19 protein-coding genes are annotated in these 21942 nt (G+C 63.7%); 13 read left to right on the top strand and 6 right to left on the bottom strand.

Translation table 11 applies throughout. The annotated features are described in order from the left end of the window. Positions 1-483: 483 nt before the first annotated feature. The 3 genes from ACFX5Q_RS16360 (at position 484) to ACFX5Q_RS16350 (ending at position 4017) form a co-directional block, all read left to right on the top strand. Positions 484-1806, top strand: a complete 1323-nt coding sequence (locus ACFX5Q_RS16360; protein ID WP_404279594.1) for an NAD(P)H-dependent oxidoreductase — start codon at positions 484-486, stop codon at positions 1804-1806. A gap of 21 nt (positions 1807-1827) precedes the next feature. Further along, positions 1828-3321, top strand: coding sequence for an FGGY-family carbohydrate kinase (locus tag ACFX5Q_RS16355; protein ID WP_404279592.1), 1494 nt, complete (start codon positions 1828-1830; stop codon positions 3319-3321). Between the two features lie 93 nt (positions 3322-3414). Further along, a complete protein-coding gene (locus tag ACFX5Q_RS16350; protein ID WP_404279590.1) occupies positions 3415-4017 on the top strand; it encodes a hypothetical protein in 603 nt (200 codons plus the stop codon). Between the two features lie 24 nt (positions 4018-4041). Here ACFX5Q_RS16350 and ACFX5Q_RS16345 read toward each other — a convergent pair whose 3' ends face one another. Beyond that, complete coding sequence (locus ACFX5Q_RS16345) at positions 4042-5004, bottom strand: sugar-binding transcriptional regulator (protein WP_404279588.1); 963 nt, start codon at positions 5002-5004, stop codon at positions 4042-4044. A gap of 237 nt (positions 5005-5241) precedes the next feature. Here ACFX5Q_RS16345 and ACFX5Q_RS16340 point away from each other — a divergent pair, with 237 nt between their 5' ends. The 9 genes from ACFX5Q_RS16340 (at position 5242) to ACFX5Q_RS16300 (ending at position 15393) form a co-directional block, all read left to right on the top strand. Beyond that, on the top strand, positions 5242-6225 hold the full coding sequence (locus ACFX5Q_RS16340; protein ID WP_404279691.1) for an ABC transporter permease: 984 nt from the start codon (positions 5242-5244) through the stop codon (positions 6223-6225). Between the two features lie 131 nt (positions 6226-6356). After that, a complete protein-coding gene (locus ACFX5Q_RS16335) occupies positions 6357-7295 on the top strand; it encodes a sugar ABC transporter substrate-binding protein (protein WP_006204505.1) in 939 nt (312 codons plus the stop codon). A gap of 50 nt (positions 7296-7345) precedes the next feature. Then, a complete protein-coding gene (locus ACFX5Q_RS16330; RefSeq protein ID WP_404279586.1) occupies positions 7346-8854 on the top strand; it encodes a sugar ABC transporter ATP-binding protein in 1509 nt (502 codons plus the stop codon). Between the two features lie 127 nt (positions 8855-8981). After that, on the top strand, positions 8982-9746 hold the full coding sequence (locus ACFX5Q_RS16325) for an SDR family oxidoreductase (protein WP_404279584.1): 765 nt from the start codon (positions 8982-8984) through the stop codon (positions 9744-9746). A 12-nt stretch (positions 9747-9758) separates the two neighbouring features. Then, positions 9759-10544: a glucose 1-dehydrogenase gene (locus ACFX5Q_RS16320; protein ID WP_404279581.1), complete on the top strand. Its 786-nt coding sequence runs from the start codon at positions 9759-9761 to the stop codon at positions 10542-10544. Positions 10545-10645: 101 nt separating this feature from the next. Next, on the top strand, positions 10646-10891 hold the full coding sequence (locus ACFX5Q_RS16315) for a hypothetical protein (RefSeq protein WP_006204501.1): 246 nt from the start codon (positions 10646-10648) through the stop codon (positions 10889-10891). A gap of 397 nt (positions 10892-11288) precedes the next feature. Beyond that, positions 11289-12263: an ABC transporter substrate-binding protein gene (locus tag ACFX5Q_RS16310; protein ID WP_404279578.1), complete on the top strand. Its 975-nt coding sequence runs from the start codon at positions 11289-11291 to the stop codon at positions 12261-12263. 74 nt (positions 12264-12337) lie between these two features. After that, positions 12338-13417, top strand: coding sequence for a glycine betaine/L-proline ABC transporter ATP-binding protein (locus tag ACFX5Q_RS16305; RefSeq protein ID WP_404279576.1), 1080 nt, complete (start codon positions 12338-12340; stop codon positions 13415-13417). Next, complete coding sequence (locus tag ACFX5Q_RS16300) at positions 13414-15393, top strand: ABC transporter permease (RefSeq protein ID WP_404279574.1); 1980 nt, start codon at positions 13414-13416, stop codon at positions 15391-15393. The genes ACFX5Q_RS16305 and ACFX5Q_RS16300 overlap by 4 nt, the downstream gene beginning before the upstream one ends. 17 nt (positions 15394-15410) lie before the next feature. On the opposite strand, the gene ACFX5Q_RS16295 is transcribed toward ACFX5Q_RS16300, so the two are convergent. After that, positions 15411-16769: an NAD(P)-binding domain-containing protein gene (locus tag ACFX5Q_RS16295; RefSeq protein WP_404279572.1), complete on the bottom strand. Its 1359-nt coding sequence runs from the start codon at positions 16767-16769 to the stop codon at positions 15411-15413. A 320-nt stretch (positions 16770-17089) separates the two neighbouring features. Between ACFX5Q_RS16295 and ACFX5Q_RS16290 the strand changes: the two genes are divergently transcribed. Further along, entirely contained in the window at positions 17090-17800 is a 711-nt protein-coding gene (locus ACFX5Q_RS16290) for a helix-turn-helix domain-containing protein (RefSeq protein ID WP_404279570.1), read from the top strand. Between the two features lie 162 nt (positions 17801-17962). Here ACFX5Q_RS16290 and ACFX5Q_RS16285 read toward each other — a convergent pair whose 3' ends face one another. Genes ACFX5Q_RS16285 through ACFX5Q_RS16270 form a run of 4 tightly spaced genes read right to left on the bottom strand, consistent with a single transcriptional unit; the run spans position 17963 to position 21745 of the window. Next, positions 17963-19003, bottom strand: coding sequence for a heme-dependent oxidative N-demethylase family protein (locus tag ACFX5Q_RS16285; RefSeq protein ID WP_404279567.1), 1041 nt, complete (start codon positions 19001-19003; stop codon positions 17963-17965). 9 nt (positions 19004-19012) lie between these two features. Beyond that, positions 19013-19978, bottom strand: a complete 966-nt coding sequence (locus tag ACFX5Q_RS16280) for a PDR/VanB family oxidoreductase (protein ID WP_404279565.1) — start codon at positions 19976-19978, stop codon at positions 19013-19015. After that, a complete protein-coding gene (locus tag ACFX5Q_RS16275) occupies positions 19975-20571 on the bottom strand; it encodes a dimethylamine monooxygenase subunit DmmA family protein (RefSeq protein ID WP_404279563.1) in 597 nt (198 codons plus the stop codon). The genes ACFX5Q_RS16280 and ACFX5Q_RS16275 overlap by 4 nt, the downstream gene beginning before the upstream one ends. Positions 20572-20611: 40 nt before the next feature. Next, positions 20612-21745, bottom strand: a complete 1134-nt coding sequence (locus tag ACFX5Q_RS16270; RefSeq protein ID WP_404279561.1) for an aminomethyltransferase family protein — start codon at positions 21743-21745, stop codon at positions 20612-20614. Positions 21746-21942 lie beyond the last annotated feature (197 nt).

Here is a 21942-nt window from a genome sequence, read left to right as displayed (position 1 = left end):
GCGGCGCAGATCCCAGGATCCATGCCGTGACGTTGACGCGTCGCAACGGTGGAGACTTAGCTCCTGCGCGACCCCTTGGCAACTATCGGGCAACTCGCCGCGATGTTGTCCTGAACCGCAGCATTCTTCGGCTAATTTTACGGCATGGATCCCAGGGTCTCCGCGACGGAGCTACGCTCCTGCTCCGCCCAGGGATGACGAAGTTGGGGAAGCTTCGGCCAATCTCGAAGGTTTGCGACAGCGCCGTACAGCCGCGGATGGATTGATCTTACCGCCTCTTGTTATCGGCTCGGGTCGTCGGCGTCCCGATGTCCCGCAATGCTCCCCAAGCAAGCTGATTTGCCTGCCGTGTGGACCCTCCTCTCCTGATCTGAATCCTGCAGCATCTGTCGAAATGCCGGTTGAAATATTTTTCAAATGGAAATAGGAATGTTCAAAAGATGAATGCGACGCAGCGGCGCGTCAGGAACTGGAGGAAGCGACATGTCCCATCCGCAATTCGCAGCGGAACTCTTGCAGCGCGCTGAAAAGCAGGGGCCGATCACCATCGGGCTGGCCGGCGCCGGGCAGATGGGCACCGACATCGTCGTCCAGGTCGCGCTGATGCCGGGCATGCGCATCGGCGCCATTTCCGAGGTCCGGCCGCAGGCGGCGATCGATGCGGCACTGCTTGCCGGCCACGACCGTTCCGCCATCGTCCAGGCGCCCAATGCCGCGGCCATCGACCGCGCCATCGAGGCCGGCAAGATCGCGGTGACCGAGGACCTGCATGCGCTGGCCGCCGCCGGCCGCATCGACGTCATCATCGACGCCACCGGCAATCCCAATATCGGCACGCTGTTCGCGCTCGAAGTGATGAAGAACGGCAAGCATATCGTCATGCTCAATGTCGAGGCCGACATCACCATCGGCCGTTTCCTGAAGGAAGAAGCGCGCAAAGCCGGCGTCGTCTACACGGGTGCGGCCGGCGACGAGCCCGCCTGCACGCTGGAGATCATCGGTTTTGCCAAAAGCCTCGGCTTCAACATCATCGCCGCCGGCAAGGGCAAGAACAATCCGCTGAAAATCGACGCCATGCCCGCCGACTACGAGAAGGAGGCCAGCGAGCGCAACATGAATGCGCGCATGCTGGTCGAGTTCGTCGACGGTTCGAAGACGGCGATCGAGATGGTGGCGATCGCCAACGCCACCGGCCTGGTGCCCGACGTGCCGGGCATGCACGGCCCGACGGCGACGCTCGAGGAGTTGGCCAGCGTGCTCTGCCCGCGCGAGGATGGCGGCGTGCTGCACCGCAAGGGCGTCGTCGACTACTCGATCGGCAAGGGTGTGGCGCCCGGCGTCTTCTGCATCATCGAGACGAAGCATCCGCGCGTGCTGGAGCGCATGGTCGACCTCAAGGTCGGCAAAGGCCCCTATTTCACGATCTTCCGGCCCTACCATCTGACCAGCCTAGAAGTGCCGCTCTCGGCGGCGCGCGCCGTGGTCTACAAGCGCGCCGACATGGAGCCACTCGACCATCCGGTGGCCGAAGCGGTGGCGGTGGCCAAGAGCGACCTCGGCACCGGTCAGTCGCTCGGTATGATCGGCGAGAACGACTATCGCGGCTTCGCCATGACCTGGGAGGGCGCGCGCGCCAAGGGAGCGCTGCCGCTCGGCCTCGCCGAACGCGCCAAGGTGGTGAAGCCGGTCAAGACCGGCGACTTCCTCACCTATGAAAATTGTGTACCCGACGATTCGATGGTGATAACCCAGATCCGCCGTCGTCTCGACCAGTCGGACGGACGGTTCGTTACCAACGCAGCCTGATCTCCACCGGATCTTCGCCTGATGGACGATGTCGTAATCGGGATCGACGCCTCGACGACGGCCGTGAAGGCGATCGCCTTTACGCGTGACGGCGCGGAGCTTTTCCAGGCGCGCGAGACCTATCCGCTTTCCAATCCGAAGCCCGGCCATTTCGAGCAGGATGCGGAGCACTGGTGGACAGCGCTTGTCACGGCGTTGAAGCAGGTTGCCGACAAGGTCGGCGCCGAGCGCGTGGCGGCAATTTCGATCACCCATCAGCGCGAGAGCTTTACGCTGATCGACGGCGCCGGCAAGCCGCTCATACCGGCGATCCTGTGGCTGGACGAACGCGCCCGCCCGCAAGTGGCGCGGCTTTCAGCGGAGCTTGGCCGCGAGGCGATCCGCGACTGGAGCGGCAAGCCGCCGGACCCGACGCCGGCGCTCTACGCCGGCGCCTGGCTCGCCGAACATCAGCCCGAGGTTTTGGCCAAGGCGGCAGCACTTGTCGACGTGCATGGTTTCTTCGTGCACCGGCTGACCGGTCGGCTGGTCACCAGCACGGCAAGCGCCGATCCGCTCGGGCTGCTCGACGTCGCGACAGGCGCCTGGCATCCCAAGCTCGTCGAGGCCGCCGGGCTTCGGCCGGATCAACTGCCGGAGTTGATCGGACCGGGCGAAATCTGCGGCGGACTGGCCGAGAGCGTTGCCGGGCTGACCGGCATGAGGGCCGGGACGCCCATCGTTGCCGGCGCCGGCGATGGCCAGGCGATGGGCCTGGGCATGGGCGTCTATGGCGCTGGGAAGAGCTACCTCTCGCTCGGCTCCGGCGTCGTCAGCGGCTGCTACTCTCCGGAGGTTACGACCTCCGACGCTTTCCGAACATTGGTCTCGCCAACCGGCTCCGGCTTCATGCTGGAAACGGTGCTGCGCTCAGGCATGCAGCTGGTCGACTGGATCGTGCGCACCACCGGTTCGGCCTCGGCGGCAACACTGGAGAAGGCGGCGGTCGATGTCGCCGCCGGCAGCGACGGCCTGCTGATCATGCCCTATTGGGCGGGCGTGATGAGCCCCTATTGGGACGGCGCTGCGCGTGGCGCCATCGTCGGCCTGTCGCTCGATCATGAGCCCAAGCATCTCTTCCGCGCGACCCTCGAAGGAATCGCCTTCGAGCAGGCCATCGCCAGCGAGGCGATGGAAAGCCAGACCGGCGGCAAGCCGGCGGCGATGATCGCCGCCGGCGGCGGCACCAATTCGGCGCTGCTGATGCGGATCATGGCCAGCGTGCTCGAGCGGCCACTCTCCGTCTCGCCGGTCAACGAAGCGGCGGCGCTGGGTGCCGCGATGCTGGCGGCGTCGGCCGTCGGATGGTTTGCGTCGCCAGAGGCCGCGGCCGAGGCGATGACCGCGGCGCCGACCAGACATGTCGATCCCGTCGATGAACTGGTCCCGGGCTACCGCGCCCGCAAAGCGATCTACCGCGACCTGTATCACGCGACGCGTGACATCCACGCACGGCTCGCCAACGCCTCGGCGTAGAGTAGACGGCAGTTCGAAGCCCGAAACGTCTGGCGTTCTGTCCGCCCGCGCAGCCGCTTTTGCGCCTGTCCGGCCAATGCTAGATTTGCGGCCATGAAGACTGCATCTCATCTCGCGGCCCTGTCCTGGATGGTCGCCCTTGCCACAATCCCGATGTCCGCGCTCGCCGAGAGCGAACCTACCGAACCGCCATTCGAGGTCGCGCTCGACATCGACTCTGATGGCCAAATGGATCGAGCCGTCATCGCGCAGGATACCGACAACGGGCAAGCGGAGCTCTCCATCTATCTGGCTGCCGGCGAAGGAAAGCTCGACCCTTCGCGCAAACCGAGCTTCGTCAAGAAGTCGCTTACGGAGGACCGGATTCTTGCGCTCGAAAGCAAGGGCAAGGGATCTCTTGTTGTCACCTCCTGCTTCGGCTGCGGCGCCAACAAATCGACGGAAGCGACACTGACGATCGTCTATCGCCAGGGCAAATTCCTGGTCGCCGGCTATAGCCGCGACTGGGACTGGAACGTCCAGAGATCCGATGGCACGGTCGAGACGACACTCGGCGGCTGCGACATCAATTTTCTCACCGGCAAGGGCGTCGCCTCGCAGGATCTGGATGACGGCAAGCCGGTCGAAGGGACATTCACGCCGATCGATCTGGCGGACTGGTCGGACGACAGCCGCCCCAAACCCTGCGAGTTTTGAAAGACCCCGGCTGAGCGCCAGACCTCAGCGACCAAGCAGGCCCTTGGCCGCGTCCTCGTCGGTGACCAGCACCGATATCTTGGTGTTGGCGAGCGCGGCGCGCATGATGGCCACCTTCTCCTGCCCGCCCGAGACCAGGATGATGTTCGGGATGTCCGACAGCTCCTGCAGCGGATAGGCGCAGACGCGGCGGTTGACCTCATGGTCGACCGGGCGACCCTCGGCGTCGATGAAATGGCAAAGAATATCGCCGACGGCGCCGGCCGCCTGCAATTCCTCGAGCTCGCTCGGCTTGATGAAGCCGTAATTGGCGATCGGGCTGTCGTTGGAGAACGAGCCGACGCTGAGCACGGCGATGTTGGCGCGGCGCGCCCGGAAGACGACATCCTGGACGCTGCGCTGGCTCATGAAGGCGTCGCGCTGCTCCGGCCGGTCGGCATAGACCGGCACCGGCAGCAGGAAGCATTCGGCGCCGATCTTTTCGGCGAACTCCCAGGCGCTCTCGGTCGGGTTGAGCGGCTGGGCATGGGTGAGGCCGCCAAGCATGGAGACCACCGTGGTTCTCGCGATCGGCCGCCTGGGCAGTTCCTTGATGGCGAATTTCAGTGTGCGGCCCCAGCCGAGCGCAATGACATCGCCGATGTTCACATTGTCGGCCAGGTAGGCAGCGGCCGCATGGCCGATCATCAGCGGCGCATTGCTGCGGTCGGCGGCCGACGGCACCACCACGGCCTGGCTCAGGCCGAAGCGCTGCTTCAGGCTCTCCTCGAGTTGCACGCATTCGACGACACTGTCGCGAATGCGGAACTGGACGACCCCTTCCTCGCGCGCGGCGGAGAGGATGCGATGCACCTTGATGCGGCCGATGCCGAGGATCTCGGAGATCCGCTCCTGCGTCAGGCCCTCGACATAATAGTGCCAGGCCGCGCGGGCCTTCAGTTCGGCGTCCGGAAAGCGCGAGGCCCTCTCGTTCTCCAAGGTCGCCATCTTTCTTGCCCTCCCCGCAACAAGCTTCCCGTAAGGCAAACCGCATTGCCGCGCAAACCGCTGTCGAATGCGTTCGCGGCACTTGACAATTTTCTGATGAACAGTTTAGCTGAACAAAATTGCATATCAAAGATAAATTGTTCACAGGGAGGTGCCTGGTGAACAAGAGCGAACGGCAAGCCATCGCCGGTAGCTGACGGAGGAGACGAAGTGACCGTGAGCAATGATGCAAGCGATCTGAAAGCCACGATCGGCGCTCAAGGCGCGACCGGCGCGAAGCTTTCGGCGCTGTTCGCCGGAACTATCGGACCGCTGATCGGCCTGGTGCTGCTCTGCCTGGCGCTGACGCTGACCACCGACACGTTCCTGACCGTACGCAACATCCTCAACGTGCTCGACCAGATCACGGTGCTGGGCATCATGGCGATCGGCATGACGCTGGTCATCCTGATCGGCGGCATCGATCTTTCGGTCGGATCGGTGCTGGCGCTGGCCTCCATGGTGATGGGCTTCGTCGCCCATCCCGATTATCTCAATCTCGGCCTGCCGGCAGGTATAGCCGCGGCGCTCGTCGTCGCCGGTCTGTGCGGCCTGGTCTCGGGCCTGCTGGTGACGCTCACCAAGCTGCCGCCGTTTATCGCGACGCTGGCGATGATGTCGGTGGCGCGCGGCCTCGCCAACATGATCACCGACGGCTCGCAGATCGTCGGCTTTTCCGACTGGTTCACCAACCTGTCGATCATCCGCCATTTCGGCTTCCTGTCGGTCACAGTCGGGCTGATGATCGTGCTGGCGATCATCTTCGCCATCTTCCTCAACTACCGCGCCACCGGCCGCAGCCTCTATGCGATCGGCGGCAGCGCCGAGGTCGCACGGCTGTCAGGCATTCCGGTGAAGTCGCTGACCAACTGGGTCTATGCGATCTGCGGCGTGCTGGCCGGTCTCGCCGGCATCGTGCTCGCCGCGCGGCTCGATTCCGTGCAGCCAAGCTCAGGCCTCGGCTACGAGTTGGACACGATCGCGGCGGTGGTGATTGGCGGCGCCAGCCTCTCCGGCGGCGTCGGTTCGATCGGCGGCACCACCATCGGCGTGCTCATCATCGGCGTGCTGCGCAACGGGCTCAACCTGCTCGGCGTCTCGCCCTTCATCCAGCAGGTGGTGATCGGCGTGGTGATTGCGCTGGCGGTCGCCACCGACACCTGGCGGCGGCGAGCGCAGTGAAGCGCGGGGCGCAATGAGATTCGCCCGGCACCCGGGCGGAAACGGATCGGTCGATCCGAAACTGGGAATGTTCGGCCAAGGGGCGCTGAGCTGCGCAGGCGGGACAGATTGAATATCAACGGAGGAAAACCATGCTGACCAAACGTTCACTCTTGCTTGCCGCCGCGGCCATCGTTCCGCTGCTCGGCCTCACCGACATGGCCTCGGCCAAGGAGGCCAAGAAGCTTGGCCTTGCGGTGGCCAATCTGCAGGCCGACTTCTTCAACCAGATCAAGCAGTCCGTCGAAGCCTATGGCAAGGAGAAGGGGATCGAAGTGGTCACCGTCGACGCCAAGGGCGATTCGGCAACGCAGGTCAGCCAGGTGCAGGACCTGATCACGCAGAACATCGACGCGCTGATCTACATCCCGGCCGGTGCCACCGCCGCAACCGTGCCGACCAAGACCGCCAAGGCCGCCGGCATCCCGGTGGTCAATGTCGACCGCAACGCCGACGGCGCGCCCGGCGACACCTTCATCGCCACCAACAGCGTCGCCTCGGCCCAGGCGGTGTGCGACTACATCGCCAAGCAGGCCGGTGGCAAGGGCGAGCTGATCATCATCCACGGCCAGAAGGGCACGACGCCGGAAGTCGACCGCTCGAAGGGCTGCGGCGAGGCGCTCAAGGGCTATCCCGACATCAAGGTGGTCGGCGAGCTGTGGAGCGAAGGCTGGCACCAGGACGAAGGCTTCAAGCTGACGCAGGACCTCTTGCAGTCGCATCCCGACGTGTCGATCGTCATCGGGCAGGCCGATGCGCTGGCGCTGGGTGCCGCGCAGGCGGTCAAGGTCGCCAATCCCGGCCACAAGGTCTGGGTTGCCGGCTTCGACGGCGACGTGGCGGCGCTGAAGGCGCTGAAGGACGGCGTCTTCGACGTCACCGCGACCCAGCAGACACAAGGCATGGGCCGGCTCGCCGTCGATGCGGCGATCAAGCTGGTGGCCGGCGAGACAATTCCCGCCGAGCAGCTGCAGGACGCGACGCTGACCACCAAGGACAATGTAGAGCAGTTCATCGCCAAGCACCCTTGAGACCTGGCATGTTTGAGACTTGGCATGTTTGAGAGTTGACGAGCGCAACGATGTCGCCTGATCCCCGCCAAAGCGAAAGCCCGCACAACGGGCTGTTCGTCAACGGCCTCTGCAAGAGCTACGGACCGGTCCAGGTCCTGGCCGATGCGAGCTTCGAGGTGCGGCCGGGCGAGGTCGTGGCGCTGCTCGGCGAGAACGGCGCCGGCAAGTCGACCGTCTCGAACATCATTGCCGGCGCGACCAAGTCCGATGCCGGCTCCATCATCTGGCGGGGGAAGCCCTATTCCCCCGCCAACCCCGCCGCGGCCATCGAGGCCGGCGTCGGCATGATACATCAGGAATTGAAGCTGCTGCCGGACCTCTCGGTGGCAGAGAATGTCTATGTCGGGCGCCTGCCGATGCGCGGCGGCCGCATCGACCGCGCGACCATGAATGCAAAGGCCTCGGCGCAATTGAAGCGGCTCGGCCTCGACGTCTCGCCGGAGCGCAAGGTGCGCACGCTGCGCATCGCCGCCCAGCAGCAGGTCGAGATCGCCAAGGCGCTGACGCTGAATGCCGAATTGCTGATCTTCGACGAACCGACGGCGGCGCTCGGCGGCGAAGAGACGGAACTGTTGTTCCAGCAGATCCGCAAGCTCAAGGCCGAAGGCATGTCCTTCATCTATATCAGCCACAGGCTGGACGAGATCGCGCAAATCGCCGACCGCGTGGTGGTGATGCGCGACGGGCGCATCGTCGCCCGGCATGAGCGCGCCGACATTCCGGTGCGCACCGTGGTCGAACAGATGGTCGGCCGCAGCGTCGAGCGCATGTTCCCGACGCTGTCGCCGCCAGGCACCGACACGCTGCTCGAGGTCGAGAACCTGTCCTCGCCGGAGCGCAGTTTCAATGATGTCAGCTTCTCGGTGAAATCGGGCGAAATCCTCGGCATTGCCGGGCTGATCGGCGCCGGCCGCACGGAACTGGTGCGGGCGATCGCAGGCGCCGATCCGATCTCGTCGGGCTCAGTGCGCGTTGGAGGCCAACCGGTGCATCTCAGCGGCCCGGCGGCGGCGATCAAGGCCGGCGTCGTGCTGGTGCCGGAAGACCGCAAGGCGCAAGGCGTGGTGCTCGACCAGACCATCGGCGAGAACCTGGCGTTCGGCAATTTCGACCATGTCGCGCCGAATGGCTGGGTATTCCCGAAGGCGGTGCAGAAATTCGCCGAGGCCGGCATCTCCAGGCTCGGCGTCAAGGGCCGGCCGAACCAGGCGGTCTCAAAACTTTCCGGTGGCAACCAGCAGAAGGTGATCATCGCCAAATGGGTGTCGCGTCCGCCCAAGGTGTTCATCCTCGACGAGCCTACGCGCGGCATCGATGTCGGCGCTCGCGCGGCGATCTACGATGTGATCGCCGACCTCGCCCGCTCCGGCATGGCGGTGGTGGTGGTGAGCTCCGACCTTGAGGAGGTGCTGGGGCTCTCGCATCGCGTGCTGGTGCTGAGCCGCGGCCGCCAGCGCGGCATCCTCGAGCGGAGCGAAGCCAGCAATGTCGCGGTGATGGAGCTCGCGACGAGTTGAGGGACAAAGAATCGGAACAAAGCGCAGCAGGTGATACCCTCCCAAGCACCGGACCGCGCGGGGCGCCAGCAGGACTGGCGCCCCTTCCCTTTGAGGAATTCCGGCGGTTGAAGGAGAGGAACCGACGATGACACTATTCGATCTTCATGGCGATGTGGCGCTGGTGACCGGCGCCGGCAGCGGCATCGGGCAAGCGATCGCCATCGGGTTGGCCGAGGCCGGCGCCGACATCGCCTGCTTCGGCCACACCTCCAAGGGTGGGCTGGACGAAACGGCGCAAAGGATCACCGCACTCGGCCGCAAGGCGCTGGTGCTGACCGGCACGGTGACCTCGGAAGACGATCTTGCGGCAGCGGTCGAGCGTACCGAAAACGAACTCGGGGCATTGACCATCGCGGTCAACAATGCCGGCATCGCCGGGGCCGAACCGGCGGAGACGCTGCCGCTGGAGACATGGCAGAAAATCTACGACGTCAATGTCAGCGGCGTGTTCCTGTCCTGCCAGGCCGAGGCGCGCGCGATGCTCAAGCGGCGCAAGGGCTCGATCATCAACATCGCCTCGATGTCGGGGTCGATCGTCAATCGCGGCCTGACCCAGGCGCACTACAATTCCTCGAAGGCGGCGGTGATCCACATGTCGAAGAGCCTCGCCATGGAATGGGCGGATCGCGGCCTGCGCGTCAACGTGGTGAGCCCCGGCTACACGCTGACGCCGATGAACAAGCGGCCGGAGGTCGCCGACCAGGTCAAGATCTTCGAGCGCGACACACCGATGGGGCGCATGGCGATGCCGGAGGAAATGGTCGGCCCGACCGTGTTCCTGGCCAGCCGCGCTTCGAGTTTCGTCACCGGCATCGACCTGATCGTCGATGGCGGCTTCGTCTGCTGGTAGGAGAGAAGAAAAGTGCAGAAGCGTTTTGAAGGAAAGACCGCGGTCATCACGGGCGCCAGCGGCGGCATTGGCGCGGCCATGGCCAAGCGTTTCGCGGCCGAAGGTGCGGCGGTCGTCGTCAGCGCCATCGACCCGCGCGTCGACGAGGTTGCGGCCAGCCTGAAGGCGGCGGGCGCGAAGGCGACGTCTATGCGGATGGACGTGACGAAGAAGGACGAAGTCGCAGCGCTCTACGATCTCGCGGAGCAGCAATTCGGCCGCGTCGACATATCCGTGCAGAATGCTGGCGTCATCACCATCGCCCGGATCGAAGCGATGACCGAGGCCGAGTGGGACAAGGTGATGGCGGTGAACACCAAGGGCGTGTTCCTGTGCTGCCAGGAGGCGATCGCGCGCATGCGCAAGCATGGCGATGGTGGCCGGCTGATCAACACTGCCTCCGGCCAGGCACGGCAGGGTTTTATCTACACGCCGCACTACGCGGCCTCGAAATTCGGCGTCGTCGGCATCACCCAGAGCCTGGCCAAGGAAGTGGCCAAGGAAAAGATCACCGTCAACGCCATCTGCCCCGGCATCATCGACACCGACATGTGGGCCTACAACGACGCCGCCTGGGGCAGGCTGATGGGCGACTACAAGCCGGGCGAGTTGATGGCGGAATGGGTGAAGAACATCCCGATGGGCCGCGCCGGCAGCGGCGAGGACGTCTCCGGCCTGGTGAGCTTCCTGGCCAGCGACGATGCGACCTACATCACCGGCCAGACCATCAATGTCGATGGCGGCCTGATCATGTCGTGAGCGGGCTGATCGTGCCTTGAGCAACCGCCGGCCGGCAAGCCAGTGACGGGTCGTCAATCGCACCCCTAGCTTTTGTTTATCTCTGCCGCCATCATCCTGGCATGCGCATCGAGGACGACATCGCCAGGGTCGAGCAGTACATCCGCGAGCTTGAACAGCGGATAGAGCATCAGCAAGAAGTAATCGCCCAGGCAGAGGCGAGCGGCCTGTCAACAGACAGGGCGCGCGTGTTCCTATTGTTTCTCAAGCAAACGTTGGGCATGAGCCGCGACCATCTTGCGAGGCTTCTGACGGATGAGGTCCTAGCGAGCAGATCGCCGGACGGCGGCACCGACTTGGGTCAGTGAATTTCAAACAGAGACACTACTGAGGGGCTTTATGCGTTGCGCGGCATGAACGTTGGTATATATAATTTCATCCCATGAAACGGTTGCGGCAAGCGGGACGGCTTGCGGTGCTGGTGGCTGGGGATTGTGGGACCATTTCGATGGTTGGGACGTTTCGGAGCGCCGCGGGAGTGGCGATCGACCGGTTGATGACTGCTTCGGCAGCAGCCCGCCGGCAGTCATGACGGCGTCCTCTGGGCACCCTCCGGAATCCAATTTTCACCAATCCCCCGCGCATGCACGACAATCGATGCATCGGTGCCTTGCGCGCCTGCCGCTTTTGCCAACACAATGAAATCAAAACACAAGAAGACGGGAACGAGCGATAATTTCCACACGGCTTGACAGGAGAACAAGCATGTTACTTCGCAGCGTGATTTCGAAATTCTCAATGGGAGCACTTGCGCTTGCCGCGGCAAGCGCGCTGACACCACCGGCCCATGCAGCGGCGCCGGAATCCAACGACCCGATCAAGATCGCGCTGTTCGACTGGACCAGCGTCAACCTCAACGCCAAGATCCTTGGCGGCATCCTCGAAAAGCTCGGCTACACGGTCGAATATCCGACCGCCGACTACCTCTCCAGCCTGACCACCGGCCTGACCAATGGCGATCTCGATGTCGGCCTGGAATTCTGGGACACGACCGCCGGCGAGGCCATGAAGGCCTCCGACGCCACCGGCCAGACCGAACGCCTCGGCGCGCTCAGCCCCAAGGCCAAGGAAGAGTGGTGGTTCCCCGAATACATGAAGGAGAAATGCCCGGGCCTGCCGAACTGGGAAGCGCTGAAGGACCCGAAATGCGCCGAGGCCTTTTCGACAGCCGAGACGACGCCGAAGGGGCGCTATCTTGGCGGCCCGGTGACCTGGGAAGGCTTTGACGACGAACGCGTCGAGGCGCTGAAACTGCCCTTCACCGTCATCCATGCCGGTACCGATGCGGCGATGTTCGCCGAGCTGGACTCGGCCTACCAGCGCAAGGCGCCGATCATGCTGTGGATCTATTCGCCGCACTGGGCGCCGGCCAAGTACAAGGGCGAATGGGTGCAATTCCCTGAATACACGCCGGAGTGCTACACCGACCCGAAATGGGGCACGAACCCGGACGCCAAATATGATTGCGGCAAGCCGCATGGCGAGATCTGGAAATATTCCTGGGCCGGCATGAAGGACAAATGGCCGGTCGCCTACAAGGTGGCCAAGGCTTACACGGTCGACACCGACGAACTCAACAAGATGAGCGGCGAGATCGATCTCGGCGGCAAGACGCCGGAAGAGGTCGCCGCCGCCTGGATCGCCGCCCACGAAGCCGACTGGAAAGCCTGGGCGCAGTGATCGTTCCGACTGGAAGCCACGGGACCCGGCCCTAGCGGCCGGGTCTCTGTCCCATTTTCCAGAAGGACCATTGGATGACGGAAGCGACTGAACCGCAGGCAGTTGGCGTGCCGAAGGATGCCCGTCCGATAAAACTTGCCTGCCGCAATGTCTGGAAGCTGTTCGGGTCGAACGCGGCCGATTTCATTCGCCAGCGCGACGGCAAGGCCAGCCCTGCCGAAATCGCAGCGGCCGGCCTGGTCGGCGCTGTGCGCGCCGTCGATCTCGAAATACGCCAGGGCGAGATCTTCATCATCATGGGGCTTTCCGGGTCGGGCAAGTCGACGCTGGTGCGCTGCATGTCGCGGCTGGTCGAGCCGACCCATGGCAAGGTCGAATTCGAAGGCAAGGACCTGCTCAAGATTTCGGACGCGGCGCTGATCGAACTCAGGCGCCACCGCATGGGCATGGTGTTCCAGAATTTCGCGCTGCTGCCGCATCTCAATGTGCTCGACAACATCGCCTTTCCTCTGAGCATTCAGGGGCAGGACCGGGCAACGCGCGAGGCGCGGGCTCGGGAAGTCATCGAGCTTGTCGGTTTGCGCGGCCGCGAGCATTTCTATCCGCGCGAACTCTCCGGCGGCCAGCAGCAGCGTGTCGGCATCGCCCGCAGCCTCGCCACCAAACCGGAGATCTGGTTCCTCGACGAGCCCTTCTCGGCGCTCGATCCGCTGATCCGCCGCGAGATGCAGGACGAGCTGATGCGGCTGCAGACGATGCTGCACAAGACCATCGTCTTCATCACCCATGATTTCGACGAGGCGATAAGGCTCGCCGACCGCATCGCCATCATGAAGGACGGCGAGGTCATCCAGATCGGCACGCCGGAGGAGCTGGTGGTCAATCCGGCGACCGACTATGTCGCCGAATTCACCCGCGACGTCGACCGCGCCAAGGTGATCTCGGCGCGCAGCCTGATGCGTGCCTGCGATGGTAGCGAGCACGGCGGCACGGTTTCGCCCGAGGCCAAGATCTCGAGCTTCTCGGCCAGTATTGTTTCCGCCGGCAAGCCGTTCGCGGTGGTCAACGGCACCGGCAAGCCGATCGGCGAAGTTACGCCGCAAGCGGTGATCGATCTCCTGGCCGGCATCGAGCACAAGAGCGCCGGCGCATGACGGTGACGGCAAGCGCCAGCGCAGCGAGGCCGCCGGTTCAACGCTGGCTGGCAATCTGGGTGATCGCGCTGGCCGCCGTGCTTGTCGTGTTCCTGCTGCAGGACAGAATGCCCTGGGCCGTCAACTATCCGACTGAAGCGGTCGTCCCCGTCGCCGACTGGGTCAGCGCGCTGATGCGCTGGGTGAAGTCGAACTTCTCGTGGCTGACCCGCTCGATCACCGCCGTGCTCGGCGTGCCGCTCGATTTCGCGCTCAATCTTCTGGCCAAGAATTTCAAGATCGGCCACGGCGCAGATGCCTTTGCCCTGCCCCGCCTGTCCTGGGTCGGCGTGTGCGCTGCTGCCTTCCTTGCGGGGCATGCAGCCGGCGGCCGAAAACTCGGCGTGCTGGTCGGCGGCTGCTTTGCCTACATCGCGCTGTTCGGCCAATGGACCAGCGCCATGCTGACGCTCGGGCTGATCTCGATCGCGGTGCCGTTCTGCATCGTCACCGGCCTGTTCGTCGGCATTTGGGCCTGGCGCAAGCCTTGGGCCGAGCGGCTCATCGTCTCCCCTGCCCTCGACCTCATGCAGACGATCCCGACCTTCGCCTATTTGATCCCGATGCTGCTTCTATTCGGCAACAGCCCGGTTTCGGCGATGATCGCCACCGCCATCTTCGCCACGCCGCCGATGGTGCGGGCAACGATGCTGGGGCTGGCACGCGTGCCGTCGGAGATCGACGATTTCAGCGAGATGGCCGGCTGCACGGCACGGCAGAAACTGTGGCGGGTGCTGCTGCCTTCGGCGCGGCCGACGCTGATGGTCGGCGTCAACCAGGTCATCATGCTGGCGCTGAACATGGTGATCATCGCGTCGATGATCGGCGCCGGTGGCCTCGGCTACGACGTGCTCCTGGCGTTGCGCGCGCTGAAGGTCGGCGAGGCGATGGAGGCGGGCCTTGCCATCGTGGCGCTGGCGATTGCGCTCGACCGGCTGAGCCAGGCCATCGCCCACAATCATGCGCAGGGCCAGATCTATCAGGCGACGAGCCCGGTCTTCTGGCGCCGCTATCCCAATCTGACGCTGGCCGTCGCCATCCTTGCCGCGACCACGTTGCTCAGCCTGTTTGTGCCGGCGTTCGCGGCAGTGCCGAAGGCGATCACCTTCACCACCGCGCCTTTGTGGAAGGCGGCGGTGAGTTGGGTGACGATCAACTTCTTCGACACGATCGAAGCGTTTCGCGTGGCGCTGATCCTCAACGTTCTGAACCCGGTGCGCGCCTTCTGCGAGGGCTTTCCGTGGCTAGGCGCCGTCTTCCTGCTCGGCCTTGCCGGCTACCAGCTTTCCGGCCTGCGCCTGGCCTTCCTGGTTGCGGCGCTGACCGCCTTCTGCGCCATCACCGGGCTGTGGGAAAAGACCATGGCGACGGTCTATCTCTGCGGCCTCTCGGCCTTCATCTCGTGCCTGATCGGCATTCCGATCGGGCTGATGGCGTCACGCAGCGATCGTTTCGAAAAGACCGTGACACCAATCATCGACACGCTGCAGGTGCTGCCGTCCTTCTGCTTCATCATTCCGGTGGTGATGCTGTTCAGGGTCGGCGACGTCACCGCCATGATCGCCACCGTCGCCTTCGCCGTCGTGCCGGCCATCCGCTACACCAATCACGGCATCCGCCAGGTGCCGCCGGCACTGATCGAGGCGGCCAAGGTTTCGGGCTGCACCCCGCGCCAGACCTTCTTCCGCGTGCAGCTGCCGCTGGCGCTGCCCGAGATCATGCTCGGCGTCAACCAGACCATATTGATGGCGCTGGCGATGATCATCATCTGCGCCATGGTCGGCACGCGTGATCTCGGCCAGGAGGTGTTCATCGCCCTGTCCAAGGCCGATTCCGGCCGCGGCATCGTCGCCGGTCTCGCCATCGCCTTCATCGGCATCGTCGCCGACCGACTGTTCAGCGCCTGGACGGCGAAGGCCAGGGCAAGGCTGGGATAGGCCCCTGGGCGCGACGGTTATTCCGCCGCCACGCCCTTCATCTCGAGATAGCTCTCCATCGAATCGTCCAGTGCCTGCAGCCAGGGTGTATGGTGCAGCGGCGCCATCGTGCCGGTCATCAGTGAGCGGTAGGCGTGGTCGCGGAAGCTCATAATGTCTTCCATCTTGTGGTGCTCCCACTCCATGAAGGTGTGGTTGACCGCCTCGACGTCGAAGCCGGGATAGTCGGTCTGGTCCATCAATTCCTTGGTGTAGTCGCCCTGGAACCAGATCATCTGCTCGGCGTCTTCGAGCGTTTCCTCGCGAGCGCGCCATTTCGCGCCATGCGCCGCCATCGCCTCGGCCGAGGGCAGTTTGATGCGGCCCATGATCACGTCACGCGCGAACCAGGCCTGCGCGTCGAACATGTTGAAGGTGTAGAACTGGTCCTGCATGCCGATGTAGGAGAGCTTCGGGTTCTTCTCCCAGACGACACCCTCATAGATACCGTCCGGCCACATGCGGTTGGCGGTCTTGAGCTTCAGATCGTCCGTGAGGAACGGGAAGGAATGCAAATAGCCGGTGCACAGGATGATGGCGTCGACATCCTTGGTGGTGCCGTCCTTGAAGTGAGCCGTCTTGCCGACGACCTTCTGCAGCAGCGGCACTTCCTTCCAGTTCTCCGGCCATTTGAAGCCCATCGGCTTGGAGCGGTAGCTGGAGGTGATCGATTTGGCGCCGTATTTGTAGCACTGCGAGCCGATATCCTCAGCGGAGTACGAACGGCCGATGATCAATATGTCCTTGCCCTTGAACTCCATGGCGTCGCGGAAATCGTGGCTGTGCAGGATGCGGCCGTTGAACGTCGAAAAGCCTTCGAAATAGGGAACATTCGGAACGGAGAAGTGCCCTGAGGCGACGACGACGTTGTCGAACTCTTCCGAGTAGGTGACGTCGTTGGTGCGGTCATGCGCGGTGACGGTGAATTTCTTGGTCTCGTCCGAGAAAGTGACCATGCGCACCGGGCTGTTGAAGCGCACCCATTGGCGCAGGCCTGACTTTTCGACCCGGCCCTTGATGTAGTCCCACAGCACGGCGCGCGGCGGGTAGGAGCCGATCGGCCGGCCGAAATGCTCCTCGAATGTGTAGTCGGCGAATTCGAGGCATTCCTTCGGCCCATTCGACCAGAGGTAACGGTACATCGAGCCATGCACCGGATCGCCATGCTCGTCGAGGCCGGTACGCCAGGTGTAGTTCCACAGGCCGCCCCAGTCGGACTGTTTTTCGAAACAGACGACTTCGGGGATCTCGGCGCCCTTGTCGGCGGCCGACTTGAAGGCCCTGAGCTGCGCCAGGCCGGACGGCCCGGCTCCGATGACGGCAACGCGACTTTTCATGGCGGACCTCCCGTTCCTGATTTCGACTTTTGTCTGACGCAATTCCGGACGGAAAACCGTTTCACACTTTTCCTGGAATTGCTCTTACGAAACAAATTTCACTCACAGGACAGTAATTGGCCCTTCGGTGCTGTCAACAGGCCTTGTGTGGAAAGCGCGTTCCGCACAGGCAACTTCCGGTGAAAAGGCTATCGGTTGAGCGGCAGGCCGGCAACGCACAATTCGGCCGTGGATGGCTTGCCGTGGTGGTTGCTCTTCTGTATCGGCAGCGAATATGTTCACCTTGGGTGAAATAAATCCGCGAAGCGCGAGGCGGCGACATGGCGAAGAAGAGTTCCGATCCCAAGCCTCGTGTCGCGGCGGCCAAGTCGGTGCCGAAGGCAGGCGACGGACGGGCTATCCGCACGCCGCTGACCCAGAACCCGCACGCCATTCGCGACACGCGCGAAAAGGTGCTGGAAGTGGCGATCGGCCGCGAGGTGCGGGCGTTCCGCAAGAAGCTCGGCATTACTGTCGCCGATCTGGCGGTCGCCACCGACATTTCGCTGGGCATGCTGTCGAAGATCGAGAACGGCATCACCTCGCCGTCGCTGACGACGCTGCAGGCGCTGTCCAGGGCGCTCGGCGTTCCCGTCACCGCCTTCTTCCGCCGCTTCGAGGAGGAGCGCAGCGCCGTATTCGTCAAGGCCGGCGAAGGGCTCGACGTCGAGCGCCGCGGCACGCGCGCCGGCCATCAGTACAATCTGCTCGGCCATATCGGCTCCAACACCAGCGGCGTCGTCGTCGAACCCTATCTGATCACGCTGACCGAGGATTCGGACGTGTTTCCGACCTTCCAGCACGAGGGCATGGAGTTCCTCTATATGCTGGAGGGCGAGGTCGTGTACCGGCATGGCAGCAACCTCTATCCGATGAAGCCGGGCGACAGCCTGTTCTTCGACGCCGACGCGCCGCACGGGCCGGAACAGTTGACACGGCTGCCGATGCGCTATCTGTCGATCATCTGCTATCCGCAGAGCAGCGCGGGTTAGAGGTTTCTTCCGAACGCTTGCGCCGCCCCTCATCCGCCTGCCGGCACCTTCTCCCCGTAAGAACGGGGCGAAGGGATAAGCTCCAGCGCTGGCGCCCCCCTCTCCCCGTTCTTACGGGGAGAGGGTAAGGGTGAGGGGCAGCGCAAACATCAGTAGGAAAACTCAGTCCGGCCCAAACCCCGGCGACGTCGGGCTGCCATCATCCAGCTTCGACAGCCATTCGACCAGCGTAGGCCGATAGCGCGTCAGGCCCTTGTAGGTGGCGAGCTCCTCTGGCAGGTCGCGGATAACGCGGTGCAGGCGCCGTGCCCATTTCGGCTGCGTCACCAGCTCGTCCATCTTGATCAGATAGCAGCGGATCGGGAAGACGATGCCGTTCGAACGCGGCAGCCTCCAGAAGCTCTGCAGTTCGACGCGCAGATGGACCTTGTCGCCGACATTTTCCGACGTCACCGTGGTCCGGTCCGGACCCCATTTGTGGTAATTCTCCGGGCTGGTGTCGAGACGCGGATTGATGGTCATCGTCCAGTTGAGGCGCCTGGCCGGCTTGCCCTGCTGGATGTTGGTGAGGAACTTCAGCGCACGGATAAAGATCCCCTTCTCATGCGCCAGCGGCACCGGCGCGTGCCATTCGAAGAAGTTCATGCCGATGTCGAAATCGAGCGACCAGTCGGCCTGGGTGGTGACCATGCCGGCATCCATCCACAGATTGCCGTCGCGCTGGTCGAGGATGCAGAAATCGCCCTGGCTCTGGCGGGTGATGTATTCCATCGGGCCGTAAGGCAGCGTGGAGGTGTCGCCGAAGGTGAAGGTGTCGTCGATGCCGAGCGGCCGGTTGATCCAGCGCCAGCGGTCGCCGTCGCGGGTCAGCGTGAAATGCTCGGGATAGCCGAGCGCCTGCTGCTCCATCAAAAGCTCGAGCAGATCCCAGCCGGCCAGCGTCATGTGCGGCAGCGACTGGCAGCGCAGCGGGTCTTCGACCAGCACCAGAGCGCGGTCCTGCATCTCGGCGACATAGTGCTCGTCGACGTCGATCAGGTTTTCGAGCACGCTGCCCTTCGGCCCGACGACATGCGGCTCGATGTTGACGGCGTACATGTAGCTGTCTTCGTGGAACGGGAACGGAAACCGCCTGATGTGCTCCGGGCTGTTCCTGAAGGTGAAATCGTCGCGGAAGGTTTCCTTGCGAAAGGTGATGCCCAAGCTCGCCTCCTATCTTTCCAAGACCAGCGATTTGCCCTCGAAGCGCGACACGCAGGGCATGATCTTGCAGCCGGAGCGGTGGTCTTCCTCGCTCAGCCAGTGGTCGTTGTGGATGAACTTGCCGTCATGGGAGACGACATTGGTCTCGCACTGGCCGCAGACGCCGCCGCGGCAGAGATAGGGTGGATCGACGCCGGCCGCCTCGATCGCCTCCAGGAGGCTCTGCTGCGAGCCGACGCGGATCGTCTTGCCGGTGACGGCCAGCGTCACGTCGAATGGGGCGCCGGGCTGAGGGGCCGCGAAATGCTCGAAATGCACGGTCTCAGACGGCCAGCCAAGTGCGGCCGCGCGGTCGCGCACCCAGTTGATCATGCCGGCCGGGCCGCAGACATAGAGATGCGTGCCGAGCGGCTGCGAGGACAACAGCCGGTCGAGATCGATGCGCTCGTCAAGGTCGTCGTGGTAGAGCCTGACCCTGCGGTCGTAGCGCTGCTGCAGCACATCGGCGTAAGTGCCGAGCGAGGCGGTGCGGCAGGTGTAGTGCAGCTCGAAATTGCCGCCCGACCCCGCAAGCTGCGAGGTCTGCGCCATGAACGGCGTGATGCCGATGCCACCAGCCAGCATCAGATGTTTCCTGGCGCGCAGGTCGAGCGAGAAAAGATTGACCGGATAGCTGATCACCATCTCCAGGCCGGGCTTGACGCTCCGGTGCATGAACAGCGAGCCGCCGCGCCCGACATCGTCGCGGCGCACCGAGATCGTGTATTCGCGCGTGTCGAGCGGCGAGCCCATAAGCGAATAGGGATTGAGCCTGGTGCGCTCGCCGTCGCGCATCTCGACCACGACATGGGCGCCGCCGGAGAAAGTCGGCAGCAGCTCGCCGTCGCGCCGGCGGAAATGGAAACGGGTGACCAGTTCGTTGACCGAGACGACGTCGCTGACCACGACATCGAGTTTTGTTGTGCCGGTGCTCATCGAAAAATCTCCTCCATCGGAGGAATCTCGCTGCGGTCCTCGGCGTTGATGCAGACGCCCTGGAAGGCGGCGAGGCGCCGTGAATAGTGGTCGCGCACCAGAAGCAGCAGGCCGCAATGCGAACAGGTCGCCGGCTGCGTCGTCACGTTCTCGGTGATGCCTTTACAGTGCACGCACTGCATGCGCCGCGCCAGCGAGCCACGATGCTCGGTCTGCATCGAGGTGTGGTCGATGCCGGCTTCCAGCGCCACCTGCATGGCCTGGCCGATCAATCCTTCGGTGCCGGAGAGATAGAGGCGCAGGCCCATATGCGCATTGGTCAGCGTCTGCTTGAGCCTCGGCAGCAGGCTGGCGAAGGACGGGGCCAGATGGAATTGCGCCGGCTTCAGCGCTTCGAGGCCGCCGACATGTTTGCCATCAGGGCCAGGAATGAAGACTATTTCCGCTCCGTCGAAAAAGCCGGCCGGAGCGTTCTTGGCCATCCCAACTATCGCGAGCGCGCCTTCCGCATCCGCCACGAAAAGATGATGCTTGCCGGCCTGTGGAGACAGGGTTCCGTAAACCGGCCGGCTGATGATGCTTTTGGCTGCCATTCTGTCTTTATGCCTCGAGCCCCTCGCTGTTGATCGTGCCTCAGCCTTTGGCGGTGCGCTTGGTCTTCTTGGGGTCGTCGAACGGAAGCGGCTGCGCTGTGGCCTTGATCGAGCCGCTCTTGTTGCGGATCTCGAGCTTGGTGTCCTTGACGGCGCAATCCACGTCGAGCCGGGCAATGCCCATCGATTTCTTGACCAGCGGAGAATACATGGCGCAGGTCACCACGCCAACCTTCTTGCCGTCACGGTAGACCGGCGCACCCTCGTCGGCCGGCTCCTTGCCGTCCAGCAAAACGCCGTAGATCTTGAAGCGCTCCTTGCCCTTCAGGCGGTAGTGCTCCTCGGCGCCGCGGAAGCCGGTCTTGCCGGGGCTGACGGTGAAGTCGAGGCCGAGTTCCCACAGCGTATCGCCGGGGCCTTCATTGTCGAACGGATATTTTTGGGAATTGTCGTAAGGATAGAAAAGCAGGTAGCTTTCGACGCGCAACATATCGAGCGTGGTGAAACGGCAGGGAATGATGCCGGCGCCCTTGCCCTCGTCGAGGATCCTGTCCCAGATCGTGCCGGCATCCTGGCCGCGGCAGAAGATCTCGTAGCCGCGCTCGCCGGTGTAGCCGGTGCGCGAGATCATCACCGGAAGACCGAACAGCTGCGTCTGCATGTGGTGGAAATAGTTGAGGTCGCGAATGCCCGGCACATGCTTGGCCAGATAGTCGACTGCGGTCGGACCCTGCAGCGACAAATCGTGCAGATTGTCGTCGAAGCGCAGCGACACGTCGCGCCCAACCGAGGCACGCTGCAACTCCTCATGGCCGGTGCCAGAGCCGTGCACGACCATCCAGCTATTGGGGCTGATGCGGTAGATGATGCAGTCGTCGGTGAATTTTCCCGCCTCGTTCAGCATGCAGGCATAGGCCGACTTGCCGGGATAGATCTTTTCGACATCGCGCGTCGTGGCGAGGTCGATCAGATGCGCGGCGTGCGGCCCGGTGATGTGTACCTTTTTCAGGCCGGAGACATCCATCAGCCCGGCCTTGGTGCGGATGGCGACGTATTCCTCGTCGGCGTCCTTGTCGTAGGTCCAGGCGGTTCCCATGCCGCTCCAGTCCTCGAGCTTCGAGCCGAGCGCGCGATGGCGATCAGCCAAGGTCGAAAATCTCCAGGATGCCGTCATCCGCTCGTCCTCCGTTCAAAAGTCATTGATGTTCCCTGCTCCTTGCGCGGTGGCCGGAGCTTTGGCCGAATATTGATCGCAAACGCCCGAGCCCTGCAATACCCGCAAGCAAATAATTTCATTGTCAGGCAAAATTCGGAGCACCAAACTAGCGGTTAACCAAACGTAAAACCGTCTTGACAATTCGGCAAATCGGA

It is taken from the genome of Mesorhizobium sp. IMUNJ 23033 (assembly GCF_044778005.1).
In the GTDB taxonomy this organism is placed as follows: Bacteria; Pseudomonadota; Alphaproteobacteria; order Rhizobiales; family Rhizobiaceae; genus Mesorhizobium; species Mesorhizobium amorphae_A.
Note: the sequence above shows the minus strand (reverse complement) of the source record. Positions and strands in the feature narration are given on the sequence as shown.

Excerpts from the sequence above, each read along its gene's own strand:
- ACFX5Q_RS16345 (WP_404279588.1), bottom strand. The coding sequence starts at position 5,004 with ATGGCGACCTTGGAGAACGAGAGGGCCTCGCGCTTTCCGGACGCCGAA.
- ACFX5Q_RS16315 (WP_006204501.1), top strand. The coding sequence starts at position 10,646 with ATGCGCATCGAGGACGACATCGCCAGGGTCGAGCAGTACATCCGCGAG.
- ACFX5Q_RS16290 (WP_404279570.1), top strand. The coding sequence starts at position 17,090 with ATGGCGAAGAAGAGTTCCGATCCCAAGCCTCGTGTCGCGGCGGCCAAG.
- ACFX5Q_RS16335 (WP_006204505.1), top strand. The coding sequence starts at position 6,357 with ATGCTGACCAAACGTTCACTCTTGCTTGCCGCCGCGGCCATCGTTCCG.
- ACFX5Q_RS16305 (WP_404279576.1), top strand. The coding sequence starts at position 12,338 with ATGACGGAAGCGACTGAACCGCAGGCAGTTGGCGTGCCGAAGGATGCC.
- ACFX5Q_RS16360 (WP_404279594.1), top strand. The coding sequence starts at position 484 with ATGTCCCATCCGCAATTCGCAGCGGAACTCTTGCAGCGCGCTGAAAAG.
- ACFX5Q_RS16355 (WP_404279592.1), top strand. The coding sequence starts at position 1,828 with ATGGACGATGTCGTAATCGGGATCGACGCCTCGACGACGGCCGTGAAG.
- ACFX5Q_RS16300 (WP_404279574.1), top strand. The coding sequence starts at position 13,414 with ATGACGGTGACGGCAAGCGCCAGCGCAGCGAGGCCGCCGGTTCAACGC.
- ACFX5Q_RS16350 (WP_404279590.1), top strand. The coding sequence starts at position 3,415 with ATGAAGACTGCATCTCATCTCGCGGCCCTGTCCTGGATGGTCGCCCTT.
- ACFX5Q_RS16280 (WP_404279565.1), bottom strand. The coding sequence starts at position 19,978 with ATGAGCACCGGCACAACAAAACTCGATGTCGTGGTCAGCGACGTCGTC.
- ACFX5Q_RS16325 (WP_404279584.1), top strand. The coding sequence starts at position 8,982 with ATGACACTATTCGATCTTCATGGCGATGTGGCGCTGGTGACCGGCGCC.
- ACFX5Q_RS16295 (WP_404279572.1), bottom strand. The coding sequence starts at position 16,769 with ATGAAAAGTCGCGTTGCCGTCATCGGAGCCGGGCCGTCCGGCCTGGCG.
- ACFX5Q_RS16270 (WP_404279561.1), bottom strand. The coding sequence starts at position 21,745 with ATGACGGCATCCTGGAGATTTTCGACCTTGGCTGATCGCCATCGCGCG.
- ACFX5Q_RS16310 (WP_404279578.1), top strand. The coding sequence starts at position 11,289 with ATGTTACTTCGCAGCGTGATTTCGAAATTCTCAATGGGAGCACTTGCG.
- ACFX5Q_RS16330 (WP_404279586.1), top strand. The coding sequence starts at position 7,346 with ATGTCGCCTGATCCCCGCCAAAGCGAAAGCCCGCACAACGGGCTGTTC.
- ACFX5Q_RS16275 (WP_404279563.1), bottom strand. The coding sequence starts at position 20,571 with ATGGCAGCCAAAAGCATCATCAGCCGGCCGGTTTACGGAACCCTGTCT.